Source organism: Methanobrevibacter sp., from assembly GCF_015062985.1.
Lineage (GTDB): Archaea > Methanobacteriota > Methanobacteria > Methanobacteriales > Methanobacteriaceae > Methanocatella.
Genome location: NZ_SUTI01000019.1, coordinates 1 through 12354, shown reverse-complemented (window position 1 = coordinate 12354; position 12354 = coordinate 1). Strand labels below are relative to the sequence as shown.

General features: G+C 34.4%; 16 protein-coding genes. 13 read left to right on the top strand and 3 right to left on the bottom strand.

Features of this window, described 5'->3' with window-relative positions:
• Positions 1–12: 12 nt before the first annotated feature.
• The 10 genes from mbhE to E7Z77_RS08195 are packed head-to-tail and all read left to right on the top strand — an operon-like array spanning position 13 to position 6402.
• The gene (gene mbhE, locus E7Z77_RS08240; protein ID WP_292752767.1) at positions 13–252 is read left to right on the top strand and encodes a hydrogen gas-evolving membrane-bound hydrogenase subunit E; all 240 of its coding nucleotides are present in this window, start codon (positions 13–15) and stop codon (positions 250–252) included.
• Complete coding sequence (locus E7Z77_RS08235) at positions 249–725, top strand: MnhB domain-containing protein (RefSeq protein ID WP_292752681.1); 477 nt, start codon at positions 249–251, stop codon at positions 723–725. The genes mbhE and E7Z77_RS08235 overlap by 4 nt, the downstream gene beginning before the upstream one ends.
• Entirely contained in the window at positions 722–973 is a 252-nt protein-coding gene (locus E7Z77_RS08230; protein WP_292752678.1) for an energy-converting hydrogenase B subunit J, read from the top strand. Before E7Z77_RS08235 ends, E7Z77_RS08230 begins: the two co-directional genes overlap by 4 nt.
• A 12-nt stretch (positions 974–985) precedes the next feature.
• Positions 986–2392 (top strand): 4Fe-4S binding protein, encoded by a 1407-nt coding sequence (locus E7Z77_RS08225; RefSeq protein ID WP_292752675.1) that lies wholly within the window; start codon positions 986–988, stop codon positions 2390–2392.
• On the top strand, positions 2393–2884 hold the full coding sequence (locus E7Z77_RS08220; protein ID WP_292752672.1) for a 4Fe-4S binding protein: 492 nt from the start codon (positions 2393–2395) through the stop codon (positions 2882–2884).
• Complete coding sequence (locus E7Z77_RS08215) at positions 2885–3331, top strand: NADH-quinone oxidoreductase subunit B family protein (protein WP_292752669.1); 447 nt, start codon at positions 2885–2887, stop codon at positions 3329–3331.
• 13 nt (positions 3332–3344) lie between these two features.
• A complete protein-coding gene (locus tag E7Z77_RS08210) occupies positions 3345–4472 on the top strand; it encodes a nickel-dependent hydrogenase large subunit (protein ID WP_292752666.1) in 1128 nt (375 codons plus the stop codon).
• A gap of 3 nt (positions 4473–4475) precedes the next feature.
• Positions 4476–5474, top strand: coding sequence for an NADH-quinone oxidoreductase subunit H (locus tag E7Z77_RS08205; RefSeq protein ID WP_292752663.1), 999 nt, complete (start codon positions 4476–4478; stop codon positions 5472–5474).
• A 12-nt stretch (positions 5475–5486) separates the two neighbouring features.
• Complete coding sequence (locus E7Z77_RS08200; RefSeq protein WP_292752660.1) at positions 5487–5750, top strand: energy-converting hydrogenase B subunit P; 264 nt, start codon at positions 5487–5489, stop codon at positions 5748–5750.
• Positions 5743–6402 (top strand): DUF5612 domain-containing protein, encoded by a 660-nt coding sequence (locus E7Z77_RS08195; RefSeq protein ID WP_292752657.1) that lies wholly within the window; start codon positions 5743–5745, stop codon positions 6400–6402. The genes E7Z77_RS08200 and E7Z77_RS08195 overlap by 8 nt, the downstream gene beginning before the upstream one ends.
• A gap of 50 nt (positions 6403–6452) precedes the next feature.
• Here E7Z77_RS08195 and cas4 read toward each other — a convergent pair whose 3' ends face one another.
• The 3 genes from cas4 to E7Z77_RS08180 form a co-directional block, all read right to left on the bottom strand.
• A complete protein-coding gene (gene cas4, locus E7Z77_RS08190) occupies positions 6453–7247 on the bottom strand; it encodes a CRISPR-associated protein Cas4 (protein WP_292752654.1) in 795 nt (264 codons plus the stop codon).
• 135 nt (positions 7248–7382) lie between these two features.
• On the bottom strand, positions 7383–8861 hold the full coding sequence (locus E7Z77_RS08185; protein WP_292752651.1) for a sodium-dependent transporter: 1479 nt from the start codon (positions 8859–8861) through the stop codon (positions 7383–7385).
• A gap of 506 nt (positions 8862–9367) precedes the next feature.
• Complete coding sequence (locus E7Z77_RS08180) at positions 9368–10441, bottom strand: DNA polymerase subunit beta (protein ID WP_292752648.1); 1074 nt, start codon at positions 10439–10441, stop codon at positions 9368–9370.
• 98 nt (positions 10442–10539) lie between these two features.
• Here E7Z77_RS08180 and E7Z77_RS08175 point away from each other — a divergent pair, with 98 nt between their 5' ends.
• Genes E7Z77_RS08175 through E7Z77_RS08165 form a run of 3 tightly spaced genes read left to right on the top strand, consistent with a single transcriptional unit; the run spans position 10540 to position 12343 of the window.
• Positions 10540–11130, top strand: a complete 591-nt coding sequence (locus E7Z77_RS08175) for a DUF366 family protein (RefSeq protein ID WP_292752645.1) — start codon at positions 10540–10542, stop codon at positions 11128–11130.
• The gene (locus E7Z77_RS08170) at positions 11130–11645 is read left to right on the top strand and encodes a 6-pyruvoyl tetrahydropterin synthase family protein (protein WP_292752642.1); all 516 of its coding nucleotides are present in this window, start codon (positions 11130–11132) and stop codon (positions 11643–11645) included. Before E7Z77_RS08175 ends, E7Z77_RS08170 begins: the two co-directional genes overlap by 1 nt.
• Positions 11645–12343, top strand: a complete 699-nt coding sequence (locus E7Z77_RS08165) for a 7-carboxy-7-deazaguanine synthase QueE (RefSeq protein WP_292752639.1) — start codon at positions 11645–11647, stop codon at positions 12341–12343. The genes E7Z77_RS08170 and E7Z77_RS08165 overlap by 1 nt, the downstream gene beginning before the upstream one ends.
• The last annotated feature ends 11 nt before the right edge of the window (positions 12344–12354 follow it).

The following is a 12354-nucleotide window of genomic DNA, read 5'->3' as shown; positions in this document are numbered from 1 at the left end:
ATTGCAACCGTAATGGTGGCGATATTTTCCGTTACACTATTTGATGCGGTATTCCATTTAAGCAACATAATCAATCCTGGTGTAAGCAATATTTATAATGCTTTAGGAACTCAAATAGCTCCAAACCTTGTAACTGTTGTTATTTTTGATTTCAGGGCATACGATACATTAGGCGAATCAATTATCTTGCTGACTGCAGGTATTGTTGTATTGCTGATATTTGGTAAAGGATTATTGGGGGATAAACAATGAGTCAGAGTAGTGTCATATTAAAATTAATATCTTTACCAATTTCAATCATATTGATTTGTTTAGGTATAATGACAATTCTTGGAGGTCACATCACTCCTGGTGGTGGTTTCCAAGGCGGTGCAATGATTGCCAGTGGAATCATATTGTCTGTCCTTGTTTATGGTGTAGGCAATTCCCCGTTAGAATTATCACATACCTATATTGAAGTCTTGGAATCTGTTGGCGCATTAGGCTTTGTAATCTTTGGATTGGTTGGATTGTTCCTTGGAGGATTTTACTTATATAACTTCGGAACTGATTTGCTTAATGTGGTTCCGGCAGCTATTCAAGCGGTATTCCACTATCCGGATGTAACTAATGCAGGTATTATTCCATATCTCAATATATTTGTAGGTTTAAAAGTATTTGTAGGATTATCCGCAATTGTTATTGCATTTGCAGGATTTAAGAAAATAGCAGAGGAGGGTGAATGATGTTAATATTAGGACCAATGATATTCGCATTGATATTAGGTTTAGTTATTGGCTCACAGATTAAACTTAATGCTGCTGATACAAAATTCACTAAGGCATCATTTATCATAATATTTATTGCAGCAATTATTTTGGCATGGACATTGGGCAATTATCCGTTTTACACTGACATGCCTATTTCATCTGCATTTTTATCTGCTTTAATAGGAATTTTTGCAGGCATGCTACTATTTGCAAGGAGTAAATAAGGGGTTTTTATAATGTTTTTAACAACTAATACATGTGAAGGAAAAAGAGATTGTATTAAACAATGTCCTACAAAGGCCATTAAGTTCATTAATGGCAGAGCTTTCAGCTGTCTTACTTGTGGAATATGCTATAAAAACTGCCCGAATAATGCGATATTCCAAAATAGCTATGGAGGATATGTTGTAGATAGAGCTAAATGTAATGGCTGTGGAATGTGCATGTACAATTGTCCTACAAACAATATCACTATTGAAGATGGAATTGTATATGGAATCTGTTCACGTTGCGGAGTATGTCAAGGAGTCTGCAGCAATCGTGTTGACGGATTCATGCTTGAAAAAGAAAAGCAAATTAATTTCATAGAATCATTAAAAATACTTTATCCTTCTCTGGGGGATGTTCCTGAAAGAGTTGAGCCTGTAGCTAAGGAGGTTTCAAGAAGCTACTTCGGCACTGACACAGAAAAATGTATTTTATGTGGAAGATGTCAGGAATACTGTCCTACAGGGGCTATTCATGTAAAGGTAGATAGGGATGAAGGAATTTGTAGAGAATGTAGATTATGTGAAGATGTCTGTCCAAACAAATCTATGAACAAATATCAAATCGTTAACAAATCATCATGTACACTTTGTCTTAATTGTATGAAGGCTTGTCCAAACAATGCAATTTCTGTTGATGACTCAGCAATTGTTGTCAATAAGTTAAATCAAAAGCCGTCAGGTTCTATCGTATCCTGTTTAAATTGTGGTTTATGTGCAGATTTATGTGAAAATGAGTCTCATAAATATGTTGACGGCAAATTAAGATATGATCCGACTTTGGACACTGAAGATGTTAATCATGAAATCGCAATCAATGCTTGTCCAATTCATACGTTGCATGAAGATGAGGAAATGTTTATTTATGATGAATTAAATGATCAAGAGTTGCCGACATTGGCTGGATTCTGCGTATCATGCGGTAAATGTACACAGGTCTGTGATGAGGTTGGTGCACGCCAATACATGACTCACACATGGGATGGAAGCGTTTCAGATGAATGTATCTCCTGCGGAATTTGTGTTGAAGTATGTCAGGAAGATGCAATCACATTGAATAGGGGTTCCATTTCAGTTAACTTGGATAAATGTATATTGTGTGAAAATTGTGCAGTGCATTGTCCGGTCGATGCTATTCCAAAATCAACAATGTACAAGAATGAAATTAAAGGAGGATTTAATTTCATTGAGCAGAAATTATGCATGCATTGTGGATTATGTCATAAAACCTGTTCATATGATGCAATTGATGAAATTGACGGACAGTTCATAGTAAATGAGGAAAAATGTACCTACTGCGGAGCATGTAAAAATGCATGTCCTGCAAGAGCATTTTTATTTGAAAGAAATTTTAAAGATTCAATAGAGGGTATTTAAATGAGAAATTTAATTAGAATAGCTTTAGAAGGGGCTTTTACTAACTTTAAAAGAATCTTTTTTGCAGCTGATAGGGTTACAGATATGGAGTTGAGAAGACAGATATCCACACTTTCAGTTGAAGTAGATGATAGAGTTGATGAAAAAGCTTGTATTGGATGTTCTGGTTGTGCCAATGTTTGTCCGACCGGAGCAATTGAAATGAAACCCTTAGCAAATCCTGTTAAATTAACCGATGATTGGACTAAAGATAAAGTACCTGAAATTAATCTTGAAAGATGCGTGGTATGTTATTATTGTCACGATTTCTGCCCTATATTTTCATTATATGGGCAAAAAGGAACCGTGCATCCAAGTTGTGTCGGTGATCAGGAAGTTGATGTTTCACAATTCCTTAATCAACCATTTAAAATATCTGAAGATAAGCTTAATGTTATTGCACAGTATTTGTCAGACAATACTGTCTTAAGGAATAGGGAGGAAGGTGATTAGATGGGAATTAAATCATTTTCAAGAGCAAGAGCAATACACGTCATGTTGGTTTATACTGGTGGATGTAATGGATGCGATATTGAAATTGTTAACTCCATATTATCACCTAGATTTGATGCTGAGCAATATAATGTGTTTTTAACTTGGAATCCTCGTGAAGCGGATGTTCTTGTTGTTACAGGACCTGTTACACATTTGAATAGGAAACCATTGGAGAAAATTTATGAAGCTATACCTAATCCGAAATTAGTCGTAGCTGCAGGAAGTTGTGCTTTGATGGGTGGTGTTTATAAGAATTGTTATGGTGATATTCCTTCTGAAGAAATTGAAGGACCAGTTGAAAATATCATACCGGTCGCTGCAAAGGTACCTGGTTGTGCCGTAAGGCCTCAGGATGTTTTAGCGGGAGTTGTATCACTTTTACCTACATTATTAGATGCGGATTGAGAGGGGGAATTAAATGGATAGAAAAGTACCGAGAAGCGAAATAATTGAAACTGAAATTCCAATGGGTACAGTTCACCCCGCTGCATTGGAGCCATATAGGGTAAGGTTTTTTGTAGAGGATGAGATAGTTCAAGAAGCCGAAATAACCATTGGTGTTAATCATAGGGGTATTGAAAGGATTATGGAAGGATTGCCTGTTCAAAAAGCGAATGCGCTTACCGAAAAAATCTGTGGAATCTGTTCCAATTCACATATATGGAATTCATGCAGAACCGCTGAAATAGGTTTGGGCATTGAAATTCCTGAAAGAGCTGAGTATATTCGTGTAATTATGGGTGAACTTGAACGTTTACATTCACATTTCTTGTATTTGGCTCATGGTTGTGAAGTGTTGTCCCATGAAACCTTTTCAATGAGAGTGTTCTACTTAAGGGAAATAATAATGGAATTGCTCGCAATGATTGGTGGAAATAGGGTTCAATACGGATGCTCTGTTTTAGGAGGAGTAAGGCCAAGATGTGAACTGGATGAAGCAAAAATATTGAGAATTAAGGAAGATATGGATAAGGTGGAAGAAGGCCTTACAGATTTTGCTAACAGGTTCACTTCAGATCCTATCGTAATGTCAAGGATTTCAGGCATTGGTGTATTGCCGCAAAAGCAAGCTATTGAATTGGCGGTTACCGGACCAACCTTAAGGGCTACCGGTGTTGCAAGAGATTTAAGGACAACCATGTTTGAATACGATAATTTTGATTTTAATGTTGTCACCCAACCGGATGGTGATGTGAAATCCAATTTATTGATGAGGGCATTGGAGTCTTTTGAATCAATTAAAATCATCAGACAGGCTATTGCTAATATTCCTGAAGGAAAATTGGTCAATCATGACTGGGAAATGGTTGACACTGATATGACTCAAAGTTACATTGAAGTTCCAAGAGGAACATTATATCATTCTTATGCACTTGAAAGTGGAAGAGTAAGGCACTGTGTTATAAGAACTCCGTCAATGGCAAACATTGGTGCAATGCAGTATGCATGCATAGGAGACCAAATCACAGATGCACAATTATGTATTGTACAATGTGACCCTTGTTTTACTTGTACAGACAGAGCTATTGAAATAATTAGGAGGTAAATCATGTTTGAAAGTACAGTAATAAATTCAGTTCTTGCAGTAGTTCTTACAGTGCTAGTTTGTTTTGTAATTTCAACATTGCTTCCAGGAATTGAGAGAAAATACGTTCATGCTAGAATTCAACAAAGAATCGGACCAATAGTAATTGCTCCGGGGATTATGGCACCATTAAAATTCATGTTTAAGGAAAATGTTGAGATTTCATCTCCGGTTCCTAGATTATATAAGGCATTGCCAATTATCTGTTTCATTGTGGTTTTATGTGTATTTATTACTTTAACTCCTCAAGCTTATAAAATTCCGGCGCTTTCAAGTTTAGTTGCAGTCGTAGGATTTTTAAAAGTAGAAGAAATATGTTATGTATTGATGGGTTCATTATCCAAATCCGTAATGTCTTTAAGAATGCCGTTCCCTGACCTTGTAAAAGGAGGAGCACACTTAAATGCTCAAAGGTCATTTATTGAAGATATCAGTGCAAAAAGGTCACTTAGAATGATTACTTATGGGTCTTTCCCATTATATCTGGCATTATTTGCTCCAGTAACCGCTGCCAGAAGTATTTTCTTAGGAGATATTGTTGCATATCAACAAATTCATGGACCATTCTTATTCACCATATCCGGTGCAATCGCAGCAGTAGTGTTCTTCATCGGGTACATGATTATTTTGAATGAATATCCATTTTCAATAATCAAAGCAAAATCAGATGTTATTGAAGGACCATACATGGAATATGCTGCCAAATACAGGTCTGTAGTCTATCTTACAAGAGGATTTTTCATGTTTGTACTTGGCTGTGTCTTTTCAGTATTGTTTATTGGAATCCCTCCAAGCATATTTTCATGGGGAATTTTAGTAAATATTGTTGTTGCATTGATATTTGTAGTCATGATGGGAATTTTATCAGCATTTAGTCCGGTATTCACAAATAGGCAATTGCTTCCAACTATTTTGGGTACTACATTGCTTGGAATATTGGCTATTGTGCTTGGATTGTTATAGGAGGAATTATTTATGAAATTTGTTATGAGGCCGTATCATATGGTAAGTCTTGGAGGATACATTGTTGAATGGGATTTTCCTTATAGAAATTTAATAGTGGTAAATAAAACCTCCGAACCGATAAAAATAGAAATACCTGTTTTCCACGAAGAATGGATTAAGGAACATAAGGATTTGGGTCTTGAAGTAATTCCAGTCACTGAAAATGATAATTATTTGAGCATGTGGAAAAGAGCTCATGCAGAATTAGATAAAGTAAGGCCAGAAAATGAGTGATTATACATTAACTATCAAATCTCATGAGAGAAAAGGTGTATTGGATGATATTACTGATGTTATCACTAATCATGGTGCTAATATTAGTTATGTACATCTTTTCGTCGAAAAAAATAATATGGGTTCCATTAATTTGGAATTGGAGCATGTTGAAGATATTGATGGATTAGTTTCAGATTTAAAGAACATCTCTGAAATTGAAAATGTTGAATTGCATGGTTCTCAAGCTGATATTTATGGAAAACGTATTATTATCGTCGGTGGTGGAGCACAGGTGGCTCAGGTAGCTATGGGTGCTATTACGGAAGCTGATAGGCATAATATACGTGGTGAACGTATCAGTATCGATACAATCCCATTAGTTGGTGAAAAGCCTTTAGCTGAAGCTGTTGAAGCAATATCCAGATTGCCTCGTGTCAGTGCGCTGGTTTTAGCAGGTTCGCTCATGGGCGGAAAAATCACTGAAGCGGTTAAAAAAGTTAAAGAGGAAAGCAATCTGATAGTCATTTCCCTTAATATGCCTGGAAGCGTAACTCAACATGCTGATTTAATCATTACAGACCCTATTCAGGCAGGTGTTTTAGCTGTCATGTCCGTTGCGGTCACTGCCGTTTTTGACATTAATCGTTTAGGCGATAATATTAGATTTTAATTCATGTTTATGGACATATAGGGGAGTTATTCTTTTAACTCCCTTTCATTTTAATTTTTCAAACAGATATTTATATATTCACATTTTTCACATTTTCTAGGATTTTTGCGAATAGTGGGAACTTTTTTATTCTCTGTTATTTCTTTTACTTCCCGAATTACTTCAAACAGTGCTTTTCTAAGATTGACATCCATTACAACAGGTCTTCTATCGCCTATTTTTTCATAATCAACAAATCCAACATAAACTTCCGTGTCAAACTCCTCTTCAAGTAGAATGGCATAAGCCACTAGCTCTATTGCATCTTGATCCCAAACTCCCTTGACGGGTGGGCTTGAACCTTTAATTGACACGGGATAATATGTTCCGTCAATAATCTCAATTTTATCGCACATTCCTATCAGTTGGAGCTGAGGGTCTTTTAGCAAATAGGAATACATTGAATTTGGAAAGAACATGTCGATTATTGCAAAAGCATTTTTGTTCATTATGGTCATTGCCTGTTTGATTTTTAATGCAGTAATTTTAATATTGAAGTAGGAATCGTTGATTATTTCTGTAATCTGTTCTTCTTTGATGTCCAGATCCATTGATTCGATGGCTTTTGTTGTACTTTCAATATATGAATCGATATTTTCAGACAATATGCTTTCAATTTCAATCAGGCTCATTTCCTTTTTTATTTTACGCATATTCTTTTGAATCAGATCACGAATATCAATTTTAAGTTTTTTGATTTCGATTGAAAGTTGAAAATCCGTGTTTTCCTCTAAATCTATATGGTTTTGAATGTAAAGCTTCATCGGGCAGTACATATGTGTTTTTATCGAAGATATATTTAACATTTAATAACCTCTTAAATTATGTAATATTACTTAGTTTTTGATAATATAAATAATTTGAAGTTATAAACGATTAAAAAAGTTTTAATTAAAATAAAAAAAGAAAATAGCTATTATTTAAGCTATTTAAGTTCAATTTCACACGTTGTAATAATCTTTGTTGATTGCAGGCAGTTTTGCTAAAACAAATGGCACTATGATTAGCACGATAGTCAATATTATCATGACTGTTGAACTCAAACTGTCTATTGTTGTTATTGTTGAATAGACTCCATGAGCCCAAAGGCCAAATATACAAAGTGGCAAGATATATTTAATAACAATTTTCCAGGTTTTTCCCACTTTAATTGTTGAATTGCTGTTTAATGTCTCAATCAAATCATCAAATTTGTAAATCCAACCGAATATTATGCATTCAAGAAGTATAGCAAATAACAATGCGAAATTATTTAAGAATGCATCAAATATTCCTAAAATTGTACTTCCGGCGCCTGTTGCAAAGATGGTTGAAATTAAAAATCCTGCAATACAAACTGCGGTTGCAGTCTTTTTACGTTCAATAAGGAATTTTTCTGAAATGGAATAGCAGACACCTTCAAGAAGTGCGATAACTGAGGTAATTCCTGCAAATAAGATACATAAGAAGAATAATGGTCCAATTACATATCCAACAGGTCCCATTGTATTAAATACTTGTGGGAAAACAACAAATGCAAGGCCTGTTCCTTCGGTTACCAGTTCATTAAACGGAATTCCTGTTGACAATGCCATGAATCCCAAAATTGAAAATATTCCAATGGAATTAAACACTTCAAATCCGGAATTTGAAAACGCAACAATTACTGCATTGTCGACTAGTTTTGCACCTTCAGGCAAGTAACTTGCATAGGTCATAGCTATGGCCATACCTAGACTTAAGGAAAAGACGATTTGCCCAAATGCAGCCAACCATACATTAAAATTAGTCAGTGCAGACCAATCAGGTGTAAATATTTGAGTATATCCTATTGATGCGCCAGGTAATGTTAAAGAGAATGCAACAATACCAATGACGATTACACAAAGCATTGGAAGCAAAATTTTACTCACGGTACCTATTCCGTCATTCAAATCTCTTTTGATAATAAACCAAGCAAAAAACCAGATAACAAATACTGATATAAGCACGCCTGGAACAATTGTGAATATTCCAGATATTGAGTCTGTTGCATGCAAAACATTATTTGCAAAGAATAAGTCAGGATTTGCACCCCAGGCTTTTGTCAAACTTAATAAAATATAAATAAAATCCCATCCAACAACGCAAACATAGTATGTTGTTATCAAAAATACGATTAATAGGATAAACCATGCTACAGGTTCTAATTTGTTATTAACACTGTATAGTATTCTTGCAAGTGACTCTTTAAATTTAAATCCTACCGCATATTCTACTAAAACAAATGAAATTCCAAGTAAGAATAATGAAACGATATAAGGAATCATGAAAGATCCTCCACCGTTTGAGTATAAAACGTTTGGGAAACGCCAAATGTTTCCGAGACCCACAGCAGAACCAATCATTGCTGTCATAAATGCAAAATTACTATCCCATACAGATCTTTTTGTCTCTGTCATTTTATCACGTTAAATTTAATAGTATTATTTTGATTTTTGGAGTTTATATATTATTTGATTATTTTTGCTTTACTCGTGTTATTTTTCATCAAAAATGGTTAAATAAAATTCATAGGTATTATCTTTTTCAATAAATAATATTTGTTTAGTAAAATGGTGAAAAGTTAATTATTATTCTTTAAATAAATATGCAAAATCAGTAAAAATCAATGAATAAACAGTCAAACGTAATATCTTGCAGAGAAAAAATCTTCACTTTATCCAATATTTGACATTAAACTTTATATATAACATTATTGATGCAATATATTGCTATCCAATACTTTATCAAGTAATCAATCAAGCAGTGTCCATTCGTTCAACAAACATCCAATGTAAGTTATGAAAAATAGTTAATTTAATGCTGAAATTATTTCTTAGTGATAATTTCCATTGTTGTTTAAATTATTTGTTTTGTTTAAAAAAATAAAATTGAGAGTAAAAACTCTCAGCATATTTTCACTTTTTCAAGCAGGGCTTTCCTTAAGTTTCAGATACTCGTCAATCGCTTCACGAGTGGTTCCGACAACAAGCCTGTAATGGTCATCTTTGCCGTTGATGATGACTTTTTCCACTTTTCCTTTAGCTATTACATGTTCTCCGTCAACAACTTCGCCGGCATAGGTGTGTGTAAAGGATACTACTTCAGTTAAAGGGAACTCAACACCATCAAGAACTTCCACATTTTCAATTGTGTAAAGTGAAGGGTTGTCAAATGCTCCAAGTGCGCTTACGATATCCGCTTCGATTTGAGCTGTTCCTTGAGGTTCATATACGGTATCTCCCCAAACTCCTTCAATTTCATCATAGTCTTTAGTGGCCAAAATATCAAATAAGGTTCCGTTAATTGTTCCCCTGTTTGCTTTTCTGTTTTCATACCATCTGAATTCCTCTTTGGTGAGACTTTCGTCGAACATTCTCTTATCGTATACGAAATCCCAATAGTCATTTGTAATTCCTTGAACTGTGATGTGCTTGTCAACTTCTTCAATGTAGACCTCTTTTCCCCTGTGTTCTTTGAAGGCGGCTATTGCCCTTCTGTGGTTGTCAAGGCCGTATACGACAAAGTCCAAATCGCTGACATCACTTTTTTGAAGCCCAGGCAGGATTGAACCTGAAATTCCAAGATGGTCATAAGGGATGTCTGCCATGAAATGGAAAAAGTCTGCAACATCCATTAATTTTGCAATTAATTCAGGATTTTTCACTTCGCCGCCACTTTCAAATGTCTCTTTGAGCCCCAACAGTCTCATTTCAGGCTTAATAACTCTTACAACTTTATCTAAAGGAACGCCCATCATTTCAACATTGGTGACATCACTGAAATATAAGTAATCAGGGTAGTTTTCCCTTAAATAGGTATAAGCTTCTTCAGATCCAACTTTTCTGTATCGTTTCCCGTCTTTTTCCCTGTCTCCTTCAGGGTCAGGAACATATCTTAAAAATGAAATCACTCTGTTTTCAGGGTGAATGTAATTGGTTGATGCAAAGTATAAATCATCACTTGTGTAAATAAAATCTCTTGTTCTTACTTGTTCCATAGTATTATCTCCTTTGATATTTAATTTTAGATTACATCTTAAATTAATTTTTGATTTAAACCTAATATTTATATAAAAATATATTCTAATAATAACTTATGACTATTACTCATAAACATGTTGATGAAATATTTGGATATGATGGCAGCCAAATAAATCCGTCATGGGCTTTTCAGGAATTTGGAATTTATGGATCATCAATCATAACTTGGATTGGTCCTGTCAACATCACTCCTGATAACTTAAAGGACTTTGCAGATGTGGGTCTTGAAATCAAATCAAATTATATGGTTAATTTCATTTGCGAATTCTTTGACCAACAGCCTCCGAACATGAGGATTGCTTACCTCAGGCAAAGGCTTCTTGTGATGATTTTTAGAGAAATCTTAACTGAATATGGAATTCAGACCAAAAGGGAAGGCGATGATATCTTTGTGGATGACAGAAAATTGTCCATTTCAATTGCAAGCATATCATTAAGCTCTGCAAAAATCCATTTCGCACTCAATTTGGAGGATAAGGGGACTCCTGATGATGTGGAAACAATTGGCCTTTACGATATTAAAGTCAACGATAAGCAAATATTCAACGATGATAATTTATTGGATTTAATTAATGAAACAGTAAATAGATTTATTAATGAATTAGAAACTATTGAAAAGGATATTAGTAAAACAAAGGTGTTATAATGAAAATTTTAGTTAATGGTATTCAATCAAATTTAAGGTTCTCTTCAGCTCATGTAATTCCTGGTCATGAATCCTGCGGTTATATTCATGGTCATTCCTACTTTGTTGATGTTGAAATTGAAGGTGAAAGGGCTGGAAAATTTGAATTTGTGGTTGACTTTAAGGATGTTAAGGAATATACCAAGGCATTATGTGATGAATTGGACCACAGATTATTGATTCCTGTTTACAATGATTTGATTGAATTTAAGGATTTTGATAAGGATAACGAATCAATTTTCAATTTAAAAAAGAAACATGCGGTACATTTTAAGGTTGATGGAAAAGGATATTCCATTCCAGCAGTCGATTGTGTATTTTTACCACTTCCTTATACCTCAGCTGAAGAGCTATCTAAGTTTTTTGCAGAAACATTAGCCAAAAAGCTAGCTGAAACCTATGATAATTTGGAATATGTTTCAGTTTGTGTAAATGAGGGAATTGGTCAGGGAGCAATGTACAGGAAAGATTTATAATGAAAGCCCCAATAATTGAAATATTCTCATCTTTTCAAGGTGAAGGTCTTCTGATAGGCCAAAGACAAATTTTTGTCCGTTTTGCAGGATGTAATTTAAACTGCAATTATTGCGACACCAATGATAGTAAATCCGAAAAATCAGGAACATTGATGACTCCTCAAGAGGTTAGCGAGGAAATAAACAAGATTCTAACTCCTGATTGTAAAACTATTTCATTTACTGGAGGTGAACCTAGTCTATATCCTGAGTTTATCTCAGAGGTTAGCAAAAATTTTAATTTAAATATCATGCTTGAAACAAATGGGACTTTACCAAACAATATTGATTTGATTGATAAATTGGACATTGTTTCTTTGGATATTAAATTGCCGGAGCATTTTGACGGTGATTTTGACGAAGAAATATTTTTAAATGAAATTAAATCACTAAATTTATTAATGGCGAAGTCCATAAATGTATATTGTAAAGTAGTTATATTGCCATCAACAAAAATAAAGTCATTTAAAGGGGTAGTTGAAAAATTATCTGAAAATATTTCAAGCAAAAGCAACCTTAAAATAATTATCCAACCTTCTAGTCCATTAGGAGAATGGAAAAACATTAATTTTAAATTATTCGAGTTTTCCGAAGTTGTTGGGCAATATTTTGAAGTTTCCACCATTCCTCAAATCCATAAGATTTTGGATATTGAGTGAATTTTGTTTTT